At 65.4% G+C, this 21614-nt stretch carries 18 protein-coding genes; 2 read left to right on the top strand and 16 right to left on the bottom strand.

The genetic code is table 11. The annotated features are described in order from the left end of the window. Nucleotides 1–99: 99 nt before the first annotated feature. Nucleotides 100–2163: a polyphosphate kinase 1 gene (gene ppk1, locus CFB89_RS06195; protein ID WP_089467141.1), complete on the top strand. Its 2064-nt coding sequence runs from the start codon at nucleotides 100–102 to the stop codon at nucleotides 2161–2163. Nucleotides 2164–2255: 92 nt separating this feature from the next. Here the strand turns inward: ppk1 and phoR are convergent, their stop codons facing one another. The 11 genes from phoR to CFB89_RS06140 form a co-directional block, all read right to left on the bottom strand. After that, on the bottom strand, nucleotides 2256–3575 hold the full coding sequence (gene phoR, locus CFB89_RS06190) for a phosphate regulon sensor histidine kinase PhoR (protein ID WP_089467140.1): 1320 nt from the start codon (nucleotides 3573–3575) through the stop codon (nucleotides 2256–2258). A 57-nt stretch (nucleotides 3576–3632) separates the two neighbouring features. Beyond that, the gene (gene phoB, locus CFB89_RS06185) at nucleotides 3633–4334 is read right to left on the bottom strand and encodes a phosphate regulon transcriptional regulator PhoB (protein WP_006750313.1); all 702 of its coding nucleotides are present in this window, start codon (nucleotides 4332–4334) and stop codon (nucleotides 3633–3635) included. Between the two features lie 29 nt (nucleotides 4335–4363). Further along, nucleotides 4364–5068, bottom strand: a complete 705-nt coding sequence (phoU, locus tag CFB89_RS06180) for a phosphate signaling complex protein PhoU (protein WP_089467139.1) — start codon at nucleotides 5066–5068, stop codon at nucleotides 4364–4366. An 18-nt stretch (nucleotides 5069–5086) separates the two neighbouring features. Then, nucleotides 5087–5935, bottom strand: coding sequence for a phosphate ABC transporter ATP-binding protein PstB (pstB, locus tag CFB89_RS06175; RefSeq protein WP_050015221.1), 849 nt, complete (start codon nucleotides 5933–5935; stop codon nucleotides 5087–5089). Between the two features lie 15 nt (nucleotides 5936–5950). After that, nucleotides 5951–6844 (bottom strand): phosphate ABC transporter permease PstA, encoded by an 894-nt coding sequence (gene pstA, locus CFB89_RS06170; RefSeq protein ID WP_089467138.1) that lies wholly within the window; start codon nucleotides 6842–6844, stop codon nucleotides 5951–5953. Further along, entirely contained in the window at nucleotides 6841–7827 is a 987-nt protein-coding gene (gene pstC / locus CFB89_RS06165) for a phosphate ABC transporter permease PstC (RefSeq protein ID WP_089467137.1), read from the bottom strand. Before pstC ends, pstA begins: the two co-directional genes overlap by 4 nt. 94 nt (nucleotides 7828–7921) lie before the next feature. Next, entirely contained in the window at nucleotides 7922–8956 is a 1035-nt protein-coding gene (gene pstS / locus CFB89_RS06160) for a phosphate ABC transporter substrate-binding protein PstS (RefSeq protein ID WP_089467136.1), read from the bottom strand. Nucleotides 8957–9375: 419 nt separating this feature from the next. Beyond that, on the bottom strand, nucleotides 9376–10731 hold the full coding sequence (gene glmM, locus CFB89_RS06155; RefSeq protein WP_089467135.1) for a phosphoglucosamine mutase: 1356 nt from the start codon (nucleotides 10729–10731) through the stop codon (nucleotides 9376–9378). A gap of 31 nt (nucleotides 10732–10762) precedes the next feature. Continuing rightward, entirely contained in the window at nucleotides 10763–11704 is a 942-nt protein-coding gene (gene folP / locus CFB89_RS06150) for a dihydropteroate synthase (RefSeq protein WP_089467134.1), read from the bottom strand. A gap of 28 nt (nucleotides 11705–11732) precedes the next feature. Then, the gene (gene ftsH, locus CFB89_RS06145) at nucleotides 11733–13628 is read right to left on the bottom strand and encodes an ATP-dependent zinc metalloprotease FtsH (RefSeq protein ID WP_011694248.1); all 1896 of its coding nucleotides are present in this window, start codon (nucleotides 13626–13628) and stop codon (nucleotides 11733–11735) included. A 166-nt stretch (nucleotides 13629–13794) separates the two neighbouring features. Continuing rightward, a complete protein-coding gene (locus CFB89_RS06140) occupies nucleotides 13795–14457 on the bottom strand; it encodes an RlmE family RNA methyltransferase (RefSeq protein WP_089467133.1) in 663 nt (220 codons plus the stop codon). A gap of 193 nt (nucleotides 14458–14650) precedes the next feature. On the opposite strand from CFB89_RS06140, the gene CFB89_RS06135 reads away from it, so the two are divergent. Further along, entirely contained in the window at nucleotides 14651–15178 is a 528-nt protein-coding gene (locus CFB89_RS06135; RefSeq protein WP_089467132.1) for a YhbY family RNA-binding protein, read from the top strand. Nucleotides 15179–15247: 69 nt separating this feature from the next. Here CFB89_RS06135 and CFB89_RS06130 read toward each other — a convergent pair whose 3' ends face one another. The 5 genes from CFB89_RS06130 to carA all read right to left on the bottom strand — a co-directional run bounded on the left by CFB89_RS06130 (nucleotide 15248) and on the right by carA (nucleotide 21462). Continuing rightward, complete coding sequence (locus CFB89_RS06130; RefSeq protein ID WP_089467131.1) at nucleotides 15248–15706, bottom strand: DUF4149 domain-containing protein; 459 nt, start codon at nucleotides 15704–15706, stop codon at nucleotides 15248–15250. A 14-nt stretch (nucleotides 15707–15720) separates the two neighbouring features. Continuing rightward, complete coding sequence (gene greA / locus CFB89_RS06125) at nucleotides 15721–16197, bottom strand: transcription elongation factor GreA (RefSeq protein ID WP_006476345.1); 477 nt, start codon at nucleotides 16195–16197, stop codon at nucleotides 15721–15723. Nucleotides 16198–16315: 118 nt separating this feature from the next. Further along, nucleotides 16316–19570 carry a carbamoyl-phosphate synthase large subunit gene (gene carB, locus CFB89_RS06120; RefSeq protein WP_089467130.1) on the bottom strand — a complete coding sequence of 1085 codons (3255 nt, stop codon included), beginning with the start codon at nucleotides 19568–19570 and terminating at the stop codon, nucleotides 16316–16318. Between the two features lie 49 nt (nucleotides 19571–19619). After that, nucleotides 19620–20279, bottom strand: coding sequence for a leucine efflux protein LeuE (leuE, locus tag CFB89_RS06115; protein ID WP_089467129.1), 660 nt, complete (start codon nucleotides 20277–20279; stop codon nucleotides 19620–19622). Nucleotides 20280–20316: 37 nt separating this feature from the next. Continuing rightward, on the bottom strand, nucleotides 20317–21462 hold the full coding sequence (gene carA, locus CFB89_RS06110) for a glutamine-hydrolyzing carbamoyl-phosphate synthase small subunit (RefSeq protein ID WP_089467128.1): 1146 nt from the start codon (nucleotides 21460–21462) through the stop codon (nucleotides 20317–20319). Between the last annotated feature and the right edge of the window lie 152 nt (nucleotides 21463–21614).

Genomic DNA, 21614 nt, shown 5'->3' with positions numbered 1-21614 from the left:
CCCGATATAAAACCATGATTGTCATCAGCACGTCATCGTACCGTGAGAGTTTCCGAGCGTCCTTTCGAATCATCGCCTGAATTACCCCCTACTCTGCCGATGTCCGTCCGTTACCCGCTTCTCAATCGTGAACTCGGCATCCTCGGTTTCAACGAGCGCGTGCTGGCCCAGGCGGCCGACCCGCAAGTCCCGTTGCTCGAGCGCCTGCGCTTCATCTGCATCACCAGCAGCAACCTCGACGAATTCTTCGAAGTCCGGATGGCCGGCCTGCAGGAGCAGATCCGCGACAATCCCGGCGCGCTGACACCCGACGGCATGTCGTTACAGCACGCATACGATCTCGTCGTCGAACGCGCGCAGCGGCTCGTGCATCGACAGTACACGATGCTGCACGAAACCGTGCTGCCGGCGCTCGAACAGGAAGGCATCTACTTCCACGCGAGCGACACGTGGAACGACGAGCAGCTCGAATGGGCGCGGCGCTACTTCCTCGACGAACTGCTGCCCGTGCTGACGCCGATCGGCCTCGATCCGGCCCACCCGTTCCCGCGCGTGCTGAACAAGAGCCTGAACTTCGTCGTCGAGCTCGAAGGCCGCGACGCGTTCGGCCGCCAGGCCGTGATGGGCATCGTGCAGGCGCCGCGCGCGCTGCCGCGCGTCGTGCGCATGCCGCATGCGCTGTCGGGTTTCGAGCATGGCTTCGTGCTGCTGAGTTCGTTCATGCAGCGCTTCGTCGGCGAACTCTTTCCGCAACTGGTCGTGAAGAGCTGCAACCAGTTCCGCATCACGCGCAACAGCGAGCTGTTCGTCGACGAAGACGAAATCACGAACCTGCGTGTCGCGTTGCAGGGCGAACTGCCCGCGCGCCACCTCGGCAACGCGGTACGCCTCGAGGTATCGGCCGACACGCCGCTGCACATCGTGCGACGCCTGCTCGAGGAAAGCGAACTCGGCGACAAGGATTGCTATCGCGTCGCGGGTTCCGTGAACCTGGTGCGCCTGATGCAGATTCCCGATCTCGTCGACCGCCCCGACCTGAAGTTCGCGCCGTTCATCGCGTCGACGCCGGCGGCAATCGCCAACGCGCCGACGATGTTCGACGCGATCGATGCCGGCGACATCCTGCTGCACCACCCGTACGAGAGCTTCCAGCCCGTGCTCGAGCTGTTGCAGCAGGCCGCGAAAGACCCGAGCGTCGTCGCGATCAAGCAGACGATCTACCGCACCGGCACCGACTCGCCGCTGATGGACGCGCTGATGGAAGCCGCGCGCAACGGCAAGGAAGTGACCGTCGTCGTCGAGCTGCTCGCGCGCTTCGACGAGGAGACCAACATCAACTGGGCGTCGCAGCTCGAAGCCGTCGGCGCGCACGTCGTGTACGGCGTGGTCGGCCACAAGTGCCACGCGAAGATGATGCTGATCGTGCGGCGCGTCGTGCAGGCCGGCAAGGCGTCGCTGCGCCGCTACGTGCACCTCGGCACCGGCAACTATCATCCGCGCACCGCGCGCCTCTACACCGACTTCGGGCTGATGACGGCCGAGCAGAAGATCTGCGAGGACGTGCATCACGTGTTCCAGCAATTGACCGGGATCGGCGGTGAACTGACGCTGCACGAGCTGTGGCAGTCGCCGTTCACGCTGCATCCGCGCATCATCGATTCGATCCGCGCGGAGATCGACAATGCGCAGGCCGGCAAGCGTGCGCGCATCGTCGCGAAAATGAACGCGCTGCTGGAGCCGTCGGTGATCGCCGCGCTGTACGAAGCGTCGCAGGCCGGCGTCAAGGTCGACCTGATCGTGCGCGGCGTCTGCGCGCTGAAGCCCGGGGTGCCGGGGCTGTCGGAAAACATCACGGTGCGCTCGATCGTCGGCCGCTTCCTCGAACACCACCGCATCTACTACTTCCACGCGGGCGGCGCCGAGCACGTCTATCTGTCGAGTGCCGACTGGATGGACCGCAACCTGTTCCGCCGCGTCGAAGTCGCGTTCCCGATCCGCGAGCGCAAGCTCAAGCGGCGCGTGATCGCCGAAGGGCTGTCGGTGTGCCTCGGCGATAACCAGTCGGCATGGCAGATGCACAGCGACGGCCACTATCGGCGCCGCCGCACCGGCAAGACGATCCGCAACGCGCAGCTCGGGCTGCTCGCGAAGTTCTGCTCGTGAGCCGCCGGTGCGATGCGAGTCGCGCCGACGCATCGCCATGAAAAAAAGCAACCCGCGGGTTGCTTTTTTTCGACCGCCGAGCCGCTACGCGATCATGCTTCGTAAGCGGCCGGCCGGATCGCGATGACGCGCGAGCCCGGGAACCGCGCGGTGAACGTACTGCCGCGCCCTTCCTCGCTCTGCACGTACAGATGCGCGTCGTGCCGCTGCAGCACGTGCTTGACGATTGCGAGCCCGAGGCCCGTGCCGCCGGTATCGCGCGAACGGCTGCGATCGACGCGGTAGAAGCGCTCGGTGAGCCGCGGCAGGTCGGCGGCCGGAATCCCGAAGCCGCTGTCCGTGACGGAGAACACGCCCTGCGCGCCCTCGCGCCGCCACGATACGACGATCTTGCCGCCGTCCGGCGTGTAGCGGATCGCATTCGTGACGAGATTCGCGAACGCGCTGAACAGCTCCGTCTGCGCACCCGTGACGCCGAGCGTCTCGTCGATCGAGAACGCGATGTCGTGATGCCCGTTCGACAGCGTGTGCGCATCTTCCTTCAGGTGGTCGAACACCGCCCGCATGTCGATCGCGTGATCGACCGGCGGCTTGCTCTCGCCCTCCAGCTTCGCGAGCACCAGCAGGTCGGTCACGATGTGCCGCATCCGCGACGCCTGCTGCTCCATCATGTCGAGATAGCGCGCGCGGTCGTCCTCGCTCAGCGGCAGCTCGCGCATCGTCTCGAGGAAGCCCGACAGCACGGTGAGCGGCGTCTTCAACTCGTGCGACACGTTCGCGACGAAGTCGCGCCGCATCGCGTCGGTGCGCTCGAGCTCGGTGATGTCCTGCGTGAGCAGCAGCTTGCGGTTCTCGCCGTACGGAAACACCTGCACGGCCAGCACGTTCTGCCGCGAGTCGCCCATGCCGCGCATCAACAGCGTCTCGTCGTAATGCTGCGCATTCAGGTAGCGGACGAAATCGGGATGGCGCACCAGGTTCGTGATGTGCTGGCGCAGGTCGCGCTTCGCATCGAGGCCGAAATGGACTTCGGCGATCGCGTTGCACCACTCGATCTGGTCGTGGTCGTCGAGCATCGCGACGCCGTTCGGCGAGGCCTGGATCGCCTGGATGAAGCGCGAATGCTGCTGCTCGACCTGCCGCACCTGCGCATGCCACTGCTTCGCGAGCTTGTGCAGACGATAGTAGATCTCGCCCCAGATGCCCGGCGCGCTCGGCACTTCGCCGTAGACGGGCGCATCGAGCAGGCGCCACAGACGCTGCGTATGGAAGGTGCTGAAAAAGCCCTGCGCGACCAGCATCACGACCACGAACACGAGGCCCGCGGTCGGGCCGGCGAAGACGCCGACCAATACGCCGATCAGCACGAGCAGCACGAGCGACACCAGAAAGCGCGCCCAGATGATGTTCATGATTCAGCGTCCGAAAGAAGGAACGACACGCCGCGGCACACGGCATGCCCGAATACGTTACGCGTGCTTCGCGAGGCGGTAGCCGCTGCCGCGCACGGTTTCGATCATCGCATCGCAGCCGGCCGGTTTCAAGGCCGCGCGCAGTCGTTTGATGTGCACGTCGACGGTGCGCTCCTCGACGAACACGTGGTCGCCCCACACCTGGTCGAGCAGTTGCGTGCGGCTGTGCACGCGCTCCGGATGCGTCATGAAGAAATGCAGCAGGCGGAACTCGGTCGGGCCGAGATCGAGCTTGATTTCGCTGCCGTCGCCGTGCGCGGCGACGCGATGCGTGGCCGGGTCGAGGCGCAGCCCGTTGATCGACACGACGTCCTCGGTCAACTGCGGCGCGCGGCGGCGCAGCACGGCCTTGATGCGCGCCATCAGTTCCTTCGGTGAAAACGGCTTCGTCACGTAGTCGTCCGCGCCGATTTCGAGGCCGAGCACCTTGTCCTGCTCGTCGCCGCGGGCGGTGAGCATGATGATCGGAATGTGTTTGGTCCGTTCGTTGTTGCGCAGGTCGCGCGCGAACGCGATACCGGACTTGCCCGGCAGCATCCAGTCGAGCAGCACGAGATCGGGCAGCACGTCGCTGATCAGGTTCTGAGCCTGTTCGGCGTTGTACGCGCGGATCGGGCAATGACCGGCGTGCTGGAGATTCACCGAGATCAGTTCGGAAATCGCGGGCTCATCTTCAACGACGAGAATGTTGCTGGGCATCGGCACCTCTGTTCTTCCTATGGAGTCGATTAACTGTTGGCTTCGCGATCGAGCGTGTCGCGCGGCTGGTGCCGCACGTCGGTGCCCTTCACGATGTAGATGATGAATTCGGCGATGTTCTTCGCGTGGTCGCCGATCCGTTCGATCGCCTTCGCGATGAACAGGTAGTCGAGGCCCACCGAGATCGTGCGCGGATCTTCCTGCATGTACGACACGAGCTTGCGCACGAACGCGCGGAATTCCATGTCGATTTCCTTGTCGTCCTTGACGATCTGCGCGGCGGCCACCGTATCGAGGCGCGCGAACGCGTCGAGCGCGCGGCGCAGGATCGTCACGGCCATCTCGCCCGACACCTTGATCTCGGCGATGTTGACCGCACGCGCGGACGGCTCGTCGACCAGGCGGCGCACGCGCTTGGCGATCTTCTCGGCTTCGTCGCCGGCGCGCTCGAGGTTCGTAATCGTTTTCGAAATCGACATCAAAAGACGCAGGTCGCGCGCGGCAGGCTGCCTCCGCGCGATGATGTTGCCGCATTCCTGGTCGATGTCGACTTCCATCGCGTTCAGCGTTTCCTCGGCCGCGATCACCTTCTCGGCCGTATCGCGATCGAACTCGTTCAGCGCGCGCATCGCGCCGACGATCTGCGACTCGACGAGTCCGCCCATTTCCAGCACTTTCGACGACACGGCATTCAGGTCCGCGTCGAACTGGCTCGACAGATGTTTATCCGACATGGTTGTTGTTCTCCGTCATCAGCCGAAGCGGCCGGTGATGTAGTCTTCCGTTTCCTTGCGCACCGGCTTGATGAAGATCTTTTCGGTGTCGCCGAACTCGATCAGCTCGCCCAGGTACATGTAGGCCGTGTAATCCGAGCAGCGTGCGGCCTGCTGCATGTTGTGCGTGACGATCACGACCGTGTAGTCGCTCTTCAGCTCCGCGATCAGCTCCTCGATGCGGCCCGTCGAGATCGGGTCGAGCGCCGAGCACGGTTCGTCGAGCAGCAGCACTTCCGGACGGATCGCGATGCCGCGCGCGATGCACAGACGCTGCTGCTGGCCGCCCGACAGCCCGTAGCCGCTCTGGCCCAGCTTGTCCTTCACTTCGTTCCACAGCGCGGCCTTCGTCAGTGCCCACTCGACGCGGTCGTCCATTTCCGAGCGCGTGAGCTTTTCGAACATCTTCACGCCGAACGCGATGTTGTCGTAGATCGACATCGGGAACGGGGTCGGCTTCTGGAACACCATGCCGATTCGCGCGCGCAGCAGCGAGATGTCGCGCTTCGTCGTCAGCAGGTTCTCGCCGTCCATCAGGATTTCGCCTTCGGCGCGCTGCTCCGGATAAAGCGCGAACATCTTGTTGAACGTGCGCAACAGCGTCGACTTGCCGCAGCCCGACGGGCCGATGAACGCCGTCACCTTCCCTTCGGGAATGCGCAGGTTGATGTTCTTCAGCGCGTGGAACTTGTTGTAGAAGAAGTTGAGGTTGTTGACCTCGATCTTCGCGTTCAGCGGCGCGAGCGGACGGCCGTGCGCCGCGTCTTGCGTGCCGGCGGGCGCAGCGGTGCGCTCGACGGGATTCAGGTGGCTCTCTGCCATATTCATCGGATTGCTCCGCCGTTACTTTTTCGAGAAGATCGAGCGCGCCAGGACGTTCAGTCCGAGCACCCCGAGCGTAATCAGGAACACGCCCGCCCACGCGAGCGACTGCCATTCCGCGAACGGGCTCATCGCGAACTTGTAGATCGTGACCGGCAGGTTCGCCATCGGCTGGCTCATGTCCCACGAGAAGAACTGGTTCGACAGCGCGGTGAACAGCAGCGGCGCCGTTTCGCCGGCGATCCGCGCGACCGCGAGCAGCACGCCCGTCACGATCCCGCCGACCGACGCGCGCAGCGTGATCTTCAGCACCATGCGCCACTTCGGCGTGCCCAGCGCGACGGCCGCTTCGCGCAGCGCGTTCGGCACGAGCTTCAGCATGTTCTCCGTCGTGCGGATCACGATCGGGATCTGCAGCAGCGCCAGCGCGATCACGCCGGCCCAACCGGAGAAGCGCCCCGACTTCGCGACGACGATCGCATACACGAACAGGCCGATGACGATCGACGGCGCGGACAGCAGGATGTCGTTGATGAAGCGGATGGTGCTCGCCAGCAGGTTCTTCTGCCCGTATTCGGCGAGATAGACGCCCGCGAGGATGCCGATCGGCGTGCCGACCAGCGTGCCGAAGCCGCACAGCAGCAGGCTGCCGACGATCGCGTTCGCGAGACCACCGCCTTCCGTGTTCGGCGCCGGCGTCGATTCGGTGAACAGTTGCAGCGACAGGCCGCCGACGCCGAGGTGCACCGTCGTGTAGAGAATCCACACGAGCCACAACAGGCCGAAGGCCATCGCGCCGAGCGACGCGGTGAGCGCGATCGCGTTGACGGCCTTGCGCTTGCGTTGCAGGCGATTGCGCATCGCGTCGAGCGCGGCGCCGCTCGGCCCCGGGAAATTCATGATGGGCTCGCTCATTTCTTGCCCTCTCCCTTCTCGAGACGAAGCAGCAGCAGTTTGGAGATGGACAGCACGATGAACGTGATCACGAACAGGATCAGGCCGAGCTCCATCAGCGCGGACGTATGCAGGCCCGGCTGAGCTTCCGCGAATTCGTTCGCGAGCGCCGACGTGATGCTGTTACCCGGCGCGAACAGCGACACGCTGTCGAGCAGGTTGGTGTTGCCGATCACGAAGGTCACGGCCATCGTTTCGCCGAGCGCGCGGCCGAGGCCGAGCATCACGCCGCCGATCACGCCGGTCTTCGTATAGGGCAGCACGACCTTCCACATCACTTCCCAGGTCGTGCAGCCAATCCCGTATGCCGATTCCTTCAGCAGCACCGGCGTGACCTCGAACACGTCGCGCATCACCGATGCGATGTACGGGATGATCATGATCGCGAGGATCACGCCGGCCGCGAGGATGCCGATGCCGATCGGCGGACCCGACGTCAGCGGACCGAGCACCCACACGTCCTGGAACAGGCGGCCGAGCGGCTTCTGGAAGTATTCGGCGAAGATCGGCGCGAACACGAGCAGCCCCCACATGCCGTACACGATCGACGGAATCGCGGCGAGCAGCTCGATCGCGATGCCGAGCGGACGGCGCAGCCACACGGGCGCCAATTCGGTGAGGAACAGTGCGATGCCGAAACTGACGGGCACTGCGATGACGAGCGCAATGATCGACGTCACGATCGTGCCGTAGATCGGCACGAGTGCGCCGTAGATGTCCGAGTTGGGATCCCACTCGGATTGCCACAGGAAGCCGACGCCGAACTTCTGGATGGTCGGCATCGACGCAATGATCAGGGAAACGATGATCCCGCCGAGCAGCAGCAGGGTCACGATCGCGGCGAGCCGCGCAAGGCCGCCGAACAGGATATCCCCGAGACGGCTCGGCGCGCGCTGCTGCGCATTGTCGGGCGATCGGGAGGACGGGTATGAAATATCAGACATGGGTGCCTGCTTTTGATCGCCGGGCGCCGTAACGCCCGGCTTTACCGCACACACTGCCCGACCGGCACGGCCGGGCAGCGAACCGCTGCAATGCTTACTCGGCGGCGACCGGCTTGCCCGACGCGTCCGTCACCTTCGTCTTCCACTGCTTGCGGATTTCCGTCTCGACCGTCGCCGGCAGCGAGATGTAGTCGAGGCTGTCCGCAGCCTTCTCGCCGTTCTTGAACGCCCAGCTGAAGAACTTCAGCGTTTCCGCGCCCTGTTCCGGCTTGTCCTGCTTCGCGTGCAGCAGCACGAACGTCGCGCCGACGACCGGCCACGCTTCCTTGCCCGGCTGGTTCGTCAGGATCTGGTAGAACGACTTCGACCAGTTCGCGCCTGCCGCCGCGGCCTTGAACGTTTCCGTCTTCGGCTCGACCACCGTGCCCGTCGAATTCTTCAGGGCCGTGTAGGTCATGTTGTTCTTCTTCGCGTACGCCCACTCGACGTAGCCGATCGCACCCGGCAGGCGCTGCACGAAGGCCGCGACGCCGTCGTTGCCCTTGCCGCCCGTGCCCGTCGGCCAGTTGACCGTCGTGCCTTCGCCGATCTTCGACTTCCACTCGTCGTTGACCTTCGACAGGTAGTTCGTCCAGATGAAGCTCGTGCCCGAGCCGTCGGCGCGGCGGACCACGGCGATGTCCGTATCCGGCAGCTTGACCTTCGGGTTCAGCGCGACGATCGCCGGATCGTTCCACTTCTTGATCTTGCCGAGGTAGATGTCGCCGAGCACCGGGCCCGACAGCGTCAGTTCGCCGGCCTTCACGCCCGGCACGTTGACGACCGGCACCACGCCGCCGACCACCGTCGGGAACTGGAACAGGCCTTCCTTCGCGAGCTCCTCATCCTTCAGCGGAGCATCCGAACCTGCAAAATCGACCGTCTTCGCGTTGATCTGCTTCAGGCCGCCCGACGAACCGATACCTTGGTAGTTCACCTTCGCGCCGCCGGACTGCTGGTAGTCGGCAGCCCATTTCGTATAGATCGGCATGGCGAACGTGCTGCCTGCGCCCGTGATGTCGGCAGCTTGAGCGGCGACGGCGAAAAGCGCGCCAGCCAGGCCGGCAATCGCGGTTTGCATCAATTTCATGAGACCTCCAGTGTGTGAGCGGATGACTACGGCACCGCGAAGGTTAGGGGCTGCTCATGACGGTAATGTGACAATCGATGAAACTGGCGTGACAGTAACATGACTGGTTGAAAGGGAGTATCAGGTGGCGCGTCGGGGCGCGGGAGCGGCGCTAGCGGCAAGGATCGCCTGGCTCGGAGGGAGGGATGAACGCCGGGTTTTAAGCGACGTTCGGGCGCATCGTAGCGCAGCGTCTGCCGGAGGGAAAGCCCGGGCCGGCGGCAGGCAGGTTCCGGGGTCGGATGCCTGAGTCGATCGAAAGGACGCGGTTGCCGGCGCTTGCTTCTATTAGGTAGCGCAAACCTTTGCGTCTGACGAAACGACGGCGCCCGAGGGCGCCGGCGCGCGGGCGGCCGGACCGCCGCGCGCGCCTGGCCGGATTAGGCCGTCGCGGCGCGCACCGCGTCGGCGATCGTCTCCGCGTGGCGCACCGCATCGACGGCCTGCTGCGCTTCGACCATCACGCGCAGCACGGGCTCCGTGCCCGATGCACGGATCAGCACGCGACCGCTGCCGGCGAGCTCGGCTTCGGCGGCATCGATCGCCGCACGAATCGACGCACTGCCCTTCCAGTCGGCGCCCGGCTTCATCCGCACGTTGATCAGCTTCTGCGGGAACAGCGTGACGCCGTCGAGCACCTGCGCGAGGGTGCGACCGCTGCGCTTGAGCGCGGCCAGCACGAGCAACGCCGACACGATGCCGTCGCCGGTCGAGTGCCGGTCGAGCGACAGGATGTGGCCTGACCCTTCCGCGCCGAGCTGCCAGCCGTGCTCGCGCAACTGCTCGAGCACGTAGCGATCGCCGACCGCCGCACGGACGAATTTCACGCCCTCGCGCTGCAGCGCGACTTCGACGGCGAGGTTCGTCATCAGCGTGCCGACCGCGCCTTCGACCTTGCCGTCGGTCGCGATCCGGTCCTTCACGAGCACGTAGAGCAGCTCGTCGCCGTTGTACAGGCGGCCGGTCGCGTCCACGACCTGCAGACGATCGGCGTCGCCGTCGAGCGCGATGCCGAGATCGGCATGGTTCGCCCGCACCGCGCGTACCAGCGCGTCCGGCGCGGTCGCGCCGACGCCGTCGTTGATGTTGAAGCCGTTCGGCGCGACGCCGATCGGAATGACGTCCGCGCCGAGCTCGTGGAACACGTGCGGCGCGATCTGGTACGCAGCGCCGTGCGCGCAATCGATCACGAGCTTCAGCCCACGCAGGTTGAACGCGGCCGGGAACGTGCTCTTGCAGAACTCGATGTAGCGGCCGGCCGCGTCGTCGAGGCGGCGGGCCTTGCCGAGGCCGTCCGACGCCGCGCATTCGAGCGGCTTGTCGAGCCACGCTTCGATCGCGGCCTCGGTGTCGTCGGGCAGCTTGTTGCCGTCGGCCGAGAAGAACTTGATCCCGTTGTCGTGATACGGGTTGTGCGACGCGCTGATCACGACACCGGCCGACAGACGCAGCGCCCGCGTCAGATACGCGACGCCGGGCGTCGGCATCGGGCCGGCCAGCATCACGTCGACGCCGGCCGCCGAGAATCCGGCCTCGAGCGCGGCTTCGAGCATGTAGCCCGACACGCGCGTGTCCTTGCCGATCAGCACGGTCGGACGCGAGCCCGCCGCGACGTCGGCCGAGCCGGCCAGTACCTTGCCGGCCGCATAGCCGAGACGCAACACGAAGTCCGGCGTGATGGGCGCTTCGCCCACCGTGCCGCGAATGCCGTCCGTGCCGAAATATCGACGTCCCATGGGGTCCTTCCTCCTTCGTCTTTTGACTTGCTTATCGTTGCCGCGCGGCTGCGCGCACGGCATTCCATACTTTCAGCGCATCGACCGTCGCCGCGACGTCGTGCACGCGCACGATCGCGGCGCCCCGCTCGACCGCGCACAACGCGGCCGCCACGCTCGCCGCGACGCGCTCCATCGGCGGCTTGCCGCCGATCACCGCGCCGAGCATCGACTTGCGCGACATACCCGCGAGAATCGGATACGCACGCCCGTCGGGCCGCGCGGGCGCCGTGTCCGGCAACGCGGCCAACAGCGCATAGTTGTCGTCGACGACCGCCTTGCCGAATCCGAAGCCGGGATCGACGCAGATCCGCTCCGCCGCCACCCCCGCGTCGCGCAGCGCCTGCGCGCGCGCGGCAAGGAAATCGCGAACGTCGGTCACGATGTCGCCGTAGTCGGGCTCGCCGACCTGCATCGTCTGCGGCTCGCCAAGCATGTGCATCGCACACAGGCCGCTATTGCCGTCGCGCACCGCATCGATCGCGCCCGGCTGTCGGAACCCCCAGATGTCGTTGATCAGGTCCGCGCCGGCGGCCAGCGCCGCGCGCATCACGGCCGGCTTGTAGGTATCGATCGACAGCGGCACGTTCAGCGGCCGCAGCGCGTCGACGAGCGGAATCACGCGCGCGAGTTCCTCGTCGAGCGGCACCGGCGGCGCGCCGGGACGCGTCGATTCGCCGCCGATGTCGATGAGATCCGCACCGTCGACGATCATCCGCTCCGCTTGGCGCAGCGCATCGTCGCGCACGAGGAAGCGGCCGCCGTCGGAGAACGAATCGGGCGTGGCGTTGAGGATGCCCATCACGAGCGGGCGCTCGAACGTCAGTTCGAAGCGGCCGCACCGAAGCGGCGCGGGAATGAACGGGGACACTGCGGAATCGGACACGAGCAACGGGCGTGGATGAATGCAAAACGGGCCGGTGTGAAGCCACACCAGCCCGTGAACGGTGCTAAAGCGGAGATTATGCCGCCGGCGTAGCCGGCGCCGGCGCGCTGCCGGGCTTGACCTCGGCGCTGCCGCCGCCCGACGAATCGCCGCCGACAGCCGGCGAGCTCTTCGGCGAGCGTGGCGGACGACCTTCCATGATGTCGTTGATCTGATCGGCGTCGATCGTCTCCCACTCCATCAGCGCGGCCGTCATCGCCTCGACCTTGTCGCGGTTATCTTCGAGCAGGCGGCGTGCGAGATTGTACTGTTCGTCCAGCACGCGGCGGATTTCCGAGTCGACCTTCTGCTGCGTCGCTTCCGAGATCGTGCGCGTGAAGCCGCGGCCGAACGGCGATGCATCGTTCTCGTCGTCGACGTAGACCATCGGTCCGAGCGCGTCGGTCATGCCGAATCGGGCAACCATCGCACGCGCGGTCTGCGTGGCCTTGTTGAAGTCGTCCGATGCGCCGGTGCTGACCAGGTTCATGAACAGCTCTTCGGCCACCCGGCCACCGAACAGGATCGCGAGGCGGTCCAGCAGGTAATCCTTCGAATACGTCTCGTTGTCATGCTCCGGCAACTGCCACGTGACGCCCAGCGCGCGACCGCGCGGGATGATCGTGACCTTGTGCACCGGGTCGGCCTTCGGCAACAGCTTCGCGATCACCGCGTGGCCCGACTCGTGGTACGCGGTGGCCCGCTTCGCTTCCTCGCGGATCACGGCCGACTTGCGCTCCGGACCCATGAAGATCTTGTCCTTCGCGTCCTCGAAATCCTGCATCTCGACGATGCGCTTGCCGCGACGGGCGGCGAACAGCGCAGCCTCGTTCACGAGGTTCGCAAGATCGGCGCCCGAGAACCCCGGCGTGCCGCGTGCGATGACCGCCGCGTCGACGTCGTTCGCGATCGGCACCTTGCGCAGGTGCACGCGCATGATCTGCTCGCGGCCGCGGATGTCCGGCAGGCCGACATAGACCTGGCGGTCGAAACGGCCGGGACGCAGCAGCGCCTTGTCGAGCACGTCGGAACGGTTGGTCGCGGCGATCACGATCACGCCCGAGTTCGCCTCGAAGCCGTCCATCTCGACGAGCATCTGGTTCAGCGTCTGTTCGCGCTCGTCGTTGCCGCCGCCCATGCCGGCGCCGCGATGACGGCCGACCGCGTCGATTTCGTCGATGAACACGATGCACGGCGCATGCTTCTTCGCCTGCTCGAACATGTCGCGCACACGAGCGGCGCCGACGCCGACGAACATTTCGACGAAGTCCGAACCCGAGATGCTGAAGAACGGCACCTTCGCTTCACCCGCGATCGCGCGGGCGAGCAGCGTCTTGCCGGTACCCGGGGGGCCGACCAGCAACACGCCGCGCGGAATGCGGCCGCCCAGCTTCTGGAATTTCTGCGGATCGCGCAGGAAATCGACGAGCTCGGACACTTCTTCCTTCGCTTCGTCGCAGCCCGCGACGTCGGAGAAGTTCACCGCATTGTTGTTCTCGTCGATCAGCCGCGCACGCGATTTCCCGAACGAGAATGCGCCGCCTTTGCCGCCCCCCTGCATCTGCCTCATCATGTAGAACCAGAACACGATGATCAGGATCGTCGGCCCGAGATAGTACAGCGCGGACATCAGCGCATTCGGCTCGTCGTCGGCCTTGCCGCTGACCTGCACGCCGTACTTCATCAGATCGCCGACCATCCAGATGTCGCCGGGCGACACGATCTGGTATTTCTGGCCATCAGCCGGAGTGACGGTGAGGTTGCGCCCCTGAACGATGACGTTCTTGACCTTGCCGTTCTTGGCGTCGTCCATGAACTGCGAATAGGACACGCCTTCCTGGACGCGGGGCTTGTCGAACTGCTTGAACACCGTAAACAGCACCAGTGCGATCACCAGCCACACCGCTGCCTTCGAAAACATATTGTTGTTCAAAGCACCACTCCTTCACTCGTAGACGAGCGCCTACATTTTCCTTGCGGCGCCCCTCGGTCATTCTAATCCAGTCCGACCACCCCTGCCATAAGCATTGACAACCGCCGCGATAGCGCTTCGCTTGTCCGGCAAGGGCCGGAGCCCGTTTGCGGCATCGCGCTCCGCATCAACGCGGATGCTTCAGCTGCCGACCCAAAATGAACGTTTCGGACGATTTGTCGCGGGATGCCTTGGGCTTGCGCGGCGCGACAACCTTAAACTGCTGTTTGAACTTCTCGACGATCTGGCTGTAGCCGCTGCCGTGAAAGCACTTCACGAGCAGCGCACCGTCCGGCTTCAGATGGTTCTGCGCGAATTCGAGCGCCAGATCGCAGAGATGCTCGATGCGCGCCGCGTCCGCCGAGGCCACGCCGGAGAGGTTGGGGGCCATGTCGGAAATAACAAGGTCCACCGCGCGGCCTTCGAGCACTTCTTCAAGCTGGCGGAGCACGTCGTCCTCGCGGAAGTCGCCCTGCAGGAAGTGGACGTCGGCGATCGGCTCCATCGGCAGGATGTCGAGCGCAACGATCGTGCCGTCGATGCCGCCTTCGCGCTCCGCGTCGCGCTTCCTGCCCTGCGCGAGCTTGTTGCGGGCATACTGGCTCCAGCTACCCGGCGTGGCGCCGAGATCGACGATCACCTGGCCCGGACGGATCAGCTTGTCCTGCTCGTCGATTTCCTTCAGCTTGTACGCGGCGCGCGCGCGATAGCCCTCCCGCTGCGCCATTTTGACGTACGGGTCGTTGATGTGGTCGTGCAGCCAGTGCTGGTTGAAGCGGTTTTTTGCCATTCGAGAGAGAGATTGCTGCCCATTGCTTCGTGAAGCCGCGCTTTTAGCGGATAATACGCGTCTTCTTCGCGCGGCTGCGGCCCCTTTTCAGGCCCAAGCCGCGATTTTACGTGGTTTCGGCGCACGGCTGACGCGGTAACGTTCCGCGATCGCTTTTCAGTCGGCGCGCCCTTATTTAGATTTCGACATTTCCATGCCCGCCCTTTCGCTTTCTCCCGCCGAGCGCTCCGCGCTGCGCTCCCAGGCCCATGCGCTCAAGCCCGTCGTGCTGATCGGCGCCGAAGGGCTGACCGACGCCGTGCTCAAGGAAATCAAGGTGCACCTCGACGCGCACCAGCTGATCAAGATCCGCGTGTTCGGCGACGAGCGCGACGAGCGCATCGCGATCTACGACGAGATCTGCGATCGCCTGAACGCGGCGCCGATCCAGCACATCGGCAAGCTGCTGGTGATCTGGAAGCCCGAGGCCGCGGTGGCGGCCCCGTCCCGCGGCCGTCGTGCCGGCGCGCTGCCGAGCGCGGCCGAAGCCGTCGACGACAAGAAAGGCCGTGCACCGCGCACCGTCAAGGTCGTCAAGGTGTCGCCGAACGCGAGCCCCGTACGCCGCCCGAGGCCGGTCAAGGTCACGGTGCGCGGCAACGAGCGCGTGACGGCAGGCGGCACCGTGAAGCGCGCGAAAAAGCGCCAGGCCAGCACGAAGCGGCCGTTCCAGGACAAGTAAAGCGCGCATGCGGCACGGATTCCCGTGCCGCCCTGCCCCGTCGTTGCGCCATGCGCAGCGGCGCGGCGCTCAGGCGTCGCGCGCCGGCAGACGCCAGATCAGCATCAGCCCCAGCACGCTCTCGACGAGATAGAACACGCTCGACACGCCGTGCAGCATCCCGAAGCGGCTCGCATACGGCGAATTCGCGATATCGGTGCCCGCATCCATCGCGGCCACCCGCAGCGCGTTCATGAACGGCTGCAGCGCAAAATACCCGACCAGCACGCACACGACCATCGCGGCGACGATCCAGCGCACGCGGCGATATTCGGTGCTGCCGCGCCGCACCTGCTGATTCGACAACGCGAGCAGCAGCACGCCGCACACGACGCCGAGGATCGCCTCGATGCGGAACAGCTGGGCGGCGACCGAGCCGGCCGTCATCCGCTCCAGCGTCTTGAACAGGACGGGCGCGACCGCATACCCGATCGTCAGCAGGCTGCCGACCCACACGGCCGACAGCAGACGGAACACGCGATGCGGCATCACGTCGCCCCGCTTCAGATGTAGCTGACCGAGATGATTTCGTACTCGCGCACGCCGCTCGGCGCCTGCACGGCCGCGACGTCGCCTTCGGACTTGCCGATCAGCGCACGCGCGATCGGGGAGCTGACGGAGATCAGGCCGTGATCGATATCGGCTTCGTCGTCGCCGACGATCTGGTACTTGACGGTGTCGCCCGACTCGAGATCCTCGAGTTCGACCGTCGCGGCGAACACCACGCGGCCATCGGCGTCGAGCACCGTGGGATCGATGATTTGCGCGGCGGACAGCTTGGATTCGAGTTCCGCGATGCGGCCCTCGATAAAGCCCTGCTTTTCCTTCGCGGCGTCGTATTCGGCGTTTTCGGACAGATCGCCCTGTGCGCGGGCCTCCGCGATCGCGTTGATCACGGCCGGCCGCTCGACGGACTTGAGGCGCTGCAATTCATCGCGCAGTTGCTCCGCGCCACGCTTTGTCAACGGAATGGTGCTCATAAACGGCTCAATCGCTAAAAACGGCTATAAAAAAAATCACCGCGATTAAGCGCGCTTCCGATGCACTGGAAACACCGCCTAATCGCGGCACGTGTTGCTTCGACAGGTAACTGACTGCTTAGTTTAGGCGAGCGTGAAGACCTTGTAAATCATAGACTTCCAGATCCTTCAGGTAGCGCAAGCCTTCAACGGCCGCGCGCGCGCCCGACATCGTCGTGTAGTACGTGACCTTGTGCGCCTGCGCGCTCATGCGGATCGAACGCGAATCGGCGATCGCCTGGCGCGTCTCGTCGACCGTCGTGAACACGAGGGCGATCTCGCCGTTCTTGATCATGTCGACGATGTGCGGACGGCCGTCCTTCACCTTGTTCACGACCTTCACCGGCACGCCGGCCGCCTCGATCGCGGCAGCCGTGCCCTTGGTCGCGACGATCGGGTAGCCGAGGTCGTGCAGCATGCGCGCGACTTCGACGGCCTTCGGCTTGTCCGCGTCCATCACGGTCAGCAGCACCGTGCCCGACTCCGGCAGGCGCGAACCGGCCGCGAGTTGCGACTTGAACAGCGCTTCGCCGAACGTCTGGCCGACGCCCATCACTTCGCCGGTCGAACGCATTTCAGGCCCGAGGACCGGATCGACGGTCGGGAACTTGACGAACGGGAACACCGCTTCCTTCACGCTGAAGTACGGCGGCTCGACTTCCTTGGTCACGCCCTGCTGCGCGAGCTTCTGGCCGACCATCGCGCGCGCCGCGATCTTCGCGAGCGGCAGGCTGGTCGCCTTCGACACGTACGGCACCGTGCGCGACGCGCGCGGGTTCACTTCCAGCACGTAGATGATGTCCTGCTTCGAGCCGTCCGCCTGCGGTACCTGCTGGATCGCGAACTGCACGTTCATCAGGCCGACCACGTTCAGCGCCTTCGCCATCGCGCCCGTCTGGCGCTTCAGCTCGGCCACGGTTTCCTTCGACAGCGAGTACGGCGGCAGCGAGCATGCCGAGTCGCCCGAGTGGACGCCCGCCTGCTCGATGTGCTCCATCACGCCGCCGATGAACACGGCTTCGCCGTCGCAGATGCAGTCGACGTCGCATTCGATCGCGTCGTTCAGGAAGCGGTCGAGCAGCACCGGCGAATCGTTCGACACCTTCACGGCCTCGCGCATGTAGCGCTCGAGGTCGCGCGGCTCGTGGACGATTTCCATCGCGCGGCCGCCGAGCACGTACGACGGACGCACGACCAGCGGATAACCGATTTCGTCGGCCAGCGCGAGCGCTTCGTCTTCGGCGCGCGCGGTGCGGTTCGGCGGCTGGCGCAGGCCGAGATCCTGCAGCAGCTTCTGGAAGCGTTCGCGGTCTTCGGCCGCGTCGATCATGTCCGGCGACGTGCCGATGATCGGCACGCCGTGCGCCTCGAGGTCGAGCGCGAGCTTCAGCGGCGTCTGGCCGCCGTACTGGACGATCACGCCGACCGGCTTCTCCTTGTCGACGATCTCGAGCACGTCTTCGAGCGTCAGCGGCTCGAAATACAGGCGGTCGGACGTGTCGTAGTCGGTCGACACCGTTTCCGGGTTGCAGTTGACCATGATCGTTTCATAGCCGTCCTCGCGCATCGCGAGTGCCGCGTGCACGCAGCAGTAGTCGAACTCGATACCCTGACCGATCCGGTTCGGGCCACCGCCCAGCACCATGATCTTCTTGTTCGTGGTCGGCTGCGCCTCGCACTCTTCCTCGTAGGTCGAGTACATGTACGCCGTTTTCGTCGCGAACTCGGCCGCGCACGTGTCCACGCGCTTGTAGACCGGGCGCACGTTCAGCTCGACGCGACGCTTGCGGACGTCTTCCGGCGTCGCGCCGAGCAGCTTCGCGAGACGGCGGTCGGAGAAGCCGCTCTGCTTCAGGTAGCGCAGCTCGTCGAACGTCAGCGACGCGAGCGTGCGGCCCGCGAGCGCCTTTTCCTTCAGGATGATCTGCTCGATCTGCTCGAGGAACCACGGGTCGATCGCGGTTTCCGCGAAGATTTCCTCGGCCGTCATGCCGATGCGGAACGCATCGCCGACGTACCAGATGCGGTCCGGGCCCGGCTCGTGGATCTCGATCGCGATCTCGTCGCGGTTGGTCGACTTCTCGTCGAGACCGTCGACCCCGACTTCGAGGCCGCGCAGCGCCTTCTGGAATGATTCCTGGAACGTGCGGCCGATCGCCATCACTTCGCCGACCGACTTCATCTGCGTGGTCAGGCGCGAATCGGCTTCGCGGAACTTCTCGAACGCGAAACGCGGGATCTTCGTGACGACGTAGTCGATCGTCGGCTCGAACGACGCCGGCGTCTGGCCGCCGGTGATTTCGTTCTTCAGCTCGTCAAGCGTGTAGCCGACCGCCAGCTTCGCGGCGACCTTCGCGATCGGGAAGCCGGTGGCCTTCGACGCGAGCGCCGACGAACGCGACACGCGCGGGTTCATCTCGATGACGACCATGCGGCCGTCCTTCGGGTTGATCGAGAACTGCACGTTGGAGCCGCCGGTGTCGACACCGATCTCGCGCAGCACCGCGAGCGACGCGTTACGCAGGATCTGGTATTCCTTGTCGGTGAGCGTCTGCGCGGGCGCGACCGTGATTGAGTCGCCGGTGTGCACGCCCATCGGGTCGAGGTTTTCGATCGAGCAGACGATGATGCAGTTGTCGGCGCGGTCGCGCACGACTTCCATCTCGTATTCCTTCCAGCCGAGCAGCGACTCTTCGATCAGCAGCTCGCGCGTGGGCGACAGGTCGAGACCGCGCTTGCAGATTTCCTCGAACTCTTCGCGGTTGTACGCGATGCCGCCGCCCGAGCCGCCGAGCGTGAACGACGGACGGATCACGATCGGGTAGCCGCTGCCGCCCGTCTCCGCCATGATCTGCGCGTGCACCTTGGTCGCTTCTTCCATCGAGTGCGCGATGCCCGACTTCGCGGAACCGAGACCGATCTTGGTCATCGCTTCCTTGAACTTCTGGCGGTCTTCGGCCTTGTCGATCGCTTCCGGCGATGCGCCGATCAGCTCGACGCCGAACTTCTCGAGCACGCCGTGGTGATGCAGGTCGAGCGCGCAGTTCAGCGCGGTCTGGCCGCCCATCGTCGGCAGGATCGCGTCCGGGCGCTCCTTCTCGATGATGCGCGCGACGACTTCCCACGTGATCGGCTCGATGTAGGTCACGTCGGCCGTGTTCGGGTCGGTCATGATCGTCGCCGGGTTGCTGTTGACGAGAACGACCTTGTAGCCCTCCTCACGCAACGCCTTGCAAGCCTGCGCGCCCGAATAGTCGAACTCGCACGCCTGGCCGATGATGATCGGGCCGGCGCCGATGATGAGGATGCTCTTGATGTCTGTGCGTTTTGGCATGGCTTGTGAATTCAATAAGTAATCGTTGTCGTGGGTCGGCCGGCGGCGCTCAGCTCATGGTCGCGAGCGCCAGCTTCACCGAGAAACCGATGAACAGGCCGCCCACGCTGCTCGCCGCGCCTGCCGCGAGCTTGCGGCGGCGGCGGAAGTGCTCGGCGAGCCGCGCGCCCGCGAAGATCAGCGTGCTCAGGTACAGGAAGCTCGCGCATTGCGCGATCGCCCCGAGCACGACGAACGACAGCGCGGGATGCGGGAATGCCGGGTCGACGAACTGGATGAAGAACGAGATGAAGAACAGGATGGCCTTCGGATTCAGCAGGCTCACGATCAGCGCTTTCCGGAACGGACGCTCGCCGTCGACCGCCTGCCGGGCCTCGACCGGCGCGTCGCCGCGCGCGCGCAGCTTGCTCCACGCGCTACGCAGCATCCCGGTGCCGATGTACAGCAGGTAGGCGGCGCCGCCGTACTTGACGACGGAGAACAGCAGCGGGTTCGCCTTCAGCAGCGACGCGACGCCCGCGGCCGACAGCACCATCAGCACGGTATCGCCGACGAACACGCCGCAGGCCGCGCGATACCCGGCCTTCACGCCGCGCTGCGCGGCGAGCGACAGCACGTACATCGAATTCGGCCCCGGCAGCAGGATGATGAAGATCACGCCGAACACGTAGGTCCAGATATCCGTGATGCCGAGTGCGTGGCCGAACATGATGTGAATCTCCCGTCCTTCGGTTGCGTCGATGACGTTAAGCGGTGCGCTGCTTCGCCGCGTCCATCAGCGCGGTGAAACGGTCGAACAGGTAGCCGATGTCGTGCGGGCCGGGCGACGCTTCCGGGTGGCCCTGGAAGCAGAACGCCGGCTTGTCGGTCAGCTCGAAGCCCTGCAGCGTGCCGTCGAACAGCGACACGTGCGTCACGCGCGCATTGGCCGGCAGCGAATCGGCGTCGACCGCGAAGCCGTGGTTCTGCGACGTGATCACGACACGGCCGTCGCCGAGATCCTTCACCGGATGGTTCGCGCCGTGGTGGCCCGTCTTCATCTTCAGCGTCTTCGCGCCGACCGCGAGGCCCATGATCTGGTGGCCGAGGCAGATGCCGAAGGTCGGCACGCCGCGCTCGATGAATTCCTTCGTGGCCGCGATCGCGTAATCGCACGGCTCCGGGTCGCCGGGGCCGTTCGACAGGAAGACGCCGTCCGGATTCAGCGCGAGCGCATCGGCCGCGCTCGCCTGGGCGGGCAGCACCGTCACGTGGCAGCCGCGCTCCGCGAGCATGCGCAGGATGTTGTACTTGACGCCGAAGTCGTACGCGACGACGCGGTACTTCGGCGCTTCCTGCATGCCGTAGCCGCCTTCGAGACGCCATTCCGTCTGCTTCCACTCGTACGGCTTGGTGGTCGACACGACCTTCGCGAGATCCATGCCGGCGAGGCCCTCGAACGAGCGCGCGAGCTCGATCGCCTTCGCTTCGTCGTCGGAGCCCGTCAGGATGCAGCCGCTCTGCGCGCCCTTGTCGCGCAGGATGCGGGTCAGCTTGCGGGTGTCGATGCCGGCGATCGCGACGACGCCTTCGTCGCGCAGGTAGTCGCCGAGCGTGCGGTCCATGCGGAAGTTCGATGCGAGCGTCGGCAGATCGCGGATGATCAGGCCGGCGGCATGGACTTTCGTGGCTTCGACGTCTTCGGCGTTGACGCCGACGTTGCCGATATGCGGATAGGTGAGCGTGACGATCTGGCGCGAGTAGCTCGGATCAGTCAGGATTTCCTGATAGCCGGTGATCGCGGTATTGAACACGACTTCGCCGATCGTATGGCCTTCGGCCCCGATCGAATAACCACGAAAGACCGTGCCGTCGGCGAGTGCAAGCAAGGCGGGAGAAAAAGACGGCAACACGGGAGGCTCCTTGGGGAACACCCTGCTGCCGACCTGTTTACCCTGCCGCGCAAGCGCCGCGCTGCGTGGGCGCGCGCGGTCGCTAGCTGGACGCGGCCTGCGTTGTCGAGACGCGAACCCGGCGCGTAGCGCACGAGGCTTCGCGGCATCGC

Origin of the sequence: Burkholderia sp. AU16741 (assembly GCF_002223345.1) — a bacterium.
Taxonomy (GTDB): domain Bacteria; phylum Pseudomonadota; class Gammaproteobacteria; order Burkholderiales; family Burkholderiaceae; genus Burkholderia; species Burkholderia sola.
Note: the sequence above shows the minus strand (reverse complement) of the source record. Positions and strands in the feature narration are given on the sequence as shown.